The following is a 2,939-nucleotide window of genomic DNA, read 5'->3' as shown; positions in this document are numbered from 1 at the left end:
ATGTTACTTTCCATTACCTTTAAATTTCCATTTCTAAAATAGTTTTACTTACAAATTCCTTTTCTTTTTCAATTAAAGCAACTCTTGCTTCAATTTCATTAATTCCCATTGAAATAGAACGGCTAAGTGCCATATCAGATAATTGTGGTTCAAAAAATTCTTTATACTCATTTAAAAGTTTAGTAGTCTTAAAACAACTTGCAGGATAAATAACAAATCCATCAAAACTCATATCTCCACCTAATATTTTCTTAATCCATTCCCAATTATCACGAGACCAATTCCAAAATGTTTCTTGTGAATAAGAGTTTGCTAAAAACGGTTCATACCAACTCATTCCTAAATCTTGCGGCTTAACAATATCTTTATCTTTTAACACTGATAAAACTTTATTAACTGTTGCTTCATTATTAGTTTTTGATAATGCTCCGGCTAATTGACGCTTAAAGTTTGAATCATTTGTTTTAACATATAAATCTAAATATAGATTTACAAGTTCAATTGATTCATAATGTTTTATTTGATTAATTAAAATATGTGCTCTGATTGCTGCTGGTATAGTTTCTAACTTATCCTTATATTCCATAAATATTTCATTTGCTTTTTTAGAAACATTTTCATCATCACTATAAATCATTGATGATAATGTCAATTGCCTAACCATTTCATCTTCATCAGTTTCATTATCATTCGCTTTAAATCCTAAACGGTCAAAGTTTGATTGATAAACTTTCTTAACTATATTTTTAAATTTATCTTCAACATTACTTCCTTCTTCAATAAACTGTTTTAAGCTATTAATTACACCTGAAATAGTAGAAGTAACTAAATATGAAGTTTCATTTGTAAGCATTGGTAATAAATTCAATAATTTAACGAATGAAATTTGACTACTTTCTGCCATTAACTTATAGTCCTGAATTATTTGTAATTTAGAAACATTATCAAGTTTATTAAAATCTTTTAATAAGCTATCAAATAATTCTCCTTCATAATTAATAATATAATGTGCAGTATTTTCAGTATTTAATTGTAGTGCCCCATTATTATTTTCTTTTAATTTGCTATAATTTTCTATTTCTAATACTTCATCTGTTAATGTATTTGGAATTCCTTTCCAGTTACTATTTAAAGGTATTTGCCATAATCTATTTTTATCTTCATGTTTACCAATAAAGAATTGCTTTTGAGAAATAATTAGTTTATCATCTACAACTTTAACTGTTACTAATGGATATCCAGGTTGTTCTAACCAACAGTTCATAAAACTAGCAACATCTTTACCAGAAACACTACTTAATGCATTCCATAAATCAGTCCCTATTGTATTACTATATTTATGTTTTGCAAAGTATGTTCCTAAACCTTCTGAAAAATCTTTATCTCCTAACCATCTACGAAGCATATGCATTAAACGACTTCCCTTAGCATAAACAATAGCCGGATCAAACAATGTATTTATTTCATCTGGATGATTAACTTCAACATGAACAGATTGAACTCCATCTGTAGCATCACGTCTTAATGCATAATATACTCCACCTGTTTGAAAATTTTCCATAATATTCCAAGTAGGTTCTATTGCATCAATAGATACATATTCCATCATATTAGCAAAACTTTCATTTAACCATAAGTCATCCCACCATTTCATTGTCACTAAGTTACCAAACCATTGATGTGCAACTTCGTGAGCAATTACTAATGCAATTTGTTGTCTACTCCTAACACTTAAATTTTCAGGTGCTAATAAATATATTTCTCTATAAGTAATTAATCCCCAGTTTTCCATAGCTCCTGCAGAAAAATCTGGCAATGCTACATGGTATGAATGCGGTAAAGGATATTTTACACCAAAATAATCTTCATAAAATTCAATAGTTCTAATTGCTATATCTAATGCAAAATCAAGTGATTGATTTGGATGTGCTTTAGTAGCAAAAATTCCTACCTTTGTTCCATTTTTAGTTTTAGATATCTTACTTTGAAGATCACCAATAGCAAATGCTAATAAATATGTTGACATAACTGGTGTAGTGTCAAATTGCCATATGCCTGTTTCTTTTCTTTTTTCTATATTAACCTCTGGCATATTAGATAAAACTATTTCATCAGAATTTTGATCAAACTTTATATTTAAATCAAATGTTGCCTTTGCTTCTGGCTCATCTATACAAGGAAAGGCTTCTCTTGCAAAATGACTTTCAAATTGAGTTGATATAACTTCTTTTTTTAATTCATTTTCAGTATAGTATGAAGGATAAATTCCAGTCATGTTATCTGTAATTTTACCAGTAAATTCAACTACTAATGTCATATTCCCCAAACCTAGTAACTCTATATCTACTGCTTCTCTCTCAGAAGAATGAGAAAAACTAAGTTCTTTACCATCAATACTTACTCTTTCAATAACTAAGTTTTTTTGATGCAAAGAAATACTCTTATCAAGTGCTTCCCCTTTAAGAGTTACTACCCCCTTAAATTCTTTTAATTTTCTATTTATGTCCAAAAATATATTGTAATTTTTAGGCACAAACTTTTCAATAAAATGTTCTACTTTCATTTGGTCTCCTTTTTTGTTAATTGTTATTTATTCAAAAATGAATTATTTATTATTTGATTTGTATATGTAATAAAATATTTTTACCATCTAAATTAATTTTTTTAATAATTTGCTTTAAGAATTTAAATAATTCTGTCGAACTATAATTTATATTTACAAATATATTTTCGGATATTTTTTTTATTCTAGATGTATTACTCAAACTATTCATATTATTAGAAATAAATGTAAGGTTCTCTTTTGATAAATTTATATAATCTTCTTTATGTAAATCACATAAAATTTTATTTATTTCTAAATAAGCATCTATATTACTTTTACATTCATATTCTTTCCCATAAATTTCAAATTTAATTATTTTCTTATTCTTTAGATT

2 protein-coding genes are annotated in these 2,939 nt (G+C 26.7%); both read right to left on the bottom strand.

The features are described from left to right. Positions 1-19: 19 nt before the first annotated feature. The gene (locus AWT72_RS08330; RefSeq protein WP_067143532.1) at positions 20-2,563 is read right to left on the bottom strand and encodes a M1 family metallopeptidase; all 2,544 of its coding nucleotides are present in this window, start codon (positions 2,561-2,563) and stop codon (positions 20-22) included. A 49-nt stretch (positions 2,564-2,612) separates the two neighbouring features. Beyond that, on the bottom strand, positions 2,613-2,939 hold a 327-nt coding region (locus AWT72_RS09810; protein ID WP_197407649.1), incomplete at its 5' end, for a hypothetical protein.

The sequence above is a fragment of the Oceanivirga salmonicida genome (assembly GCF_001517915.1).
GTDB lineage: Bacteria > Fusobacteriota > Fusobacteriia > Fusobacteriales > Leptotrichiaceae > Oceanivirga > Oceanivirga salmonicida.
The sequence above is the reverse complement of the archived record's forward strand: the minus strand, read 5'-3'. Positions and strand labels throughout refer to the sequence as shown.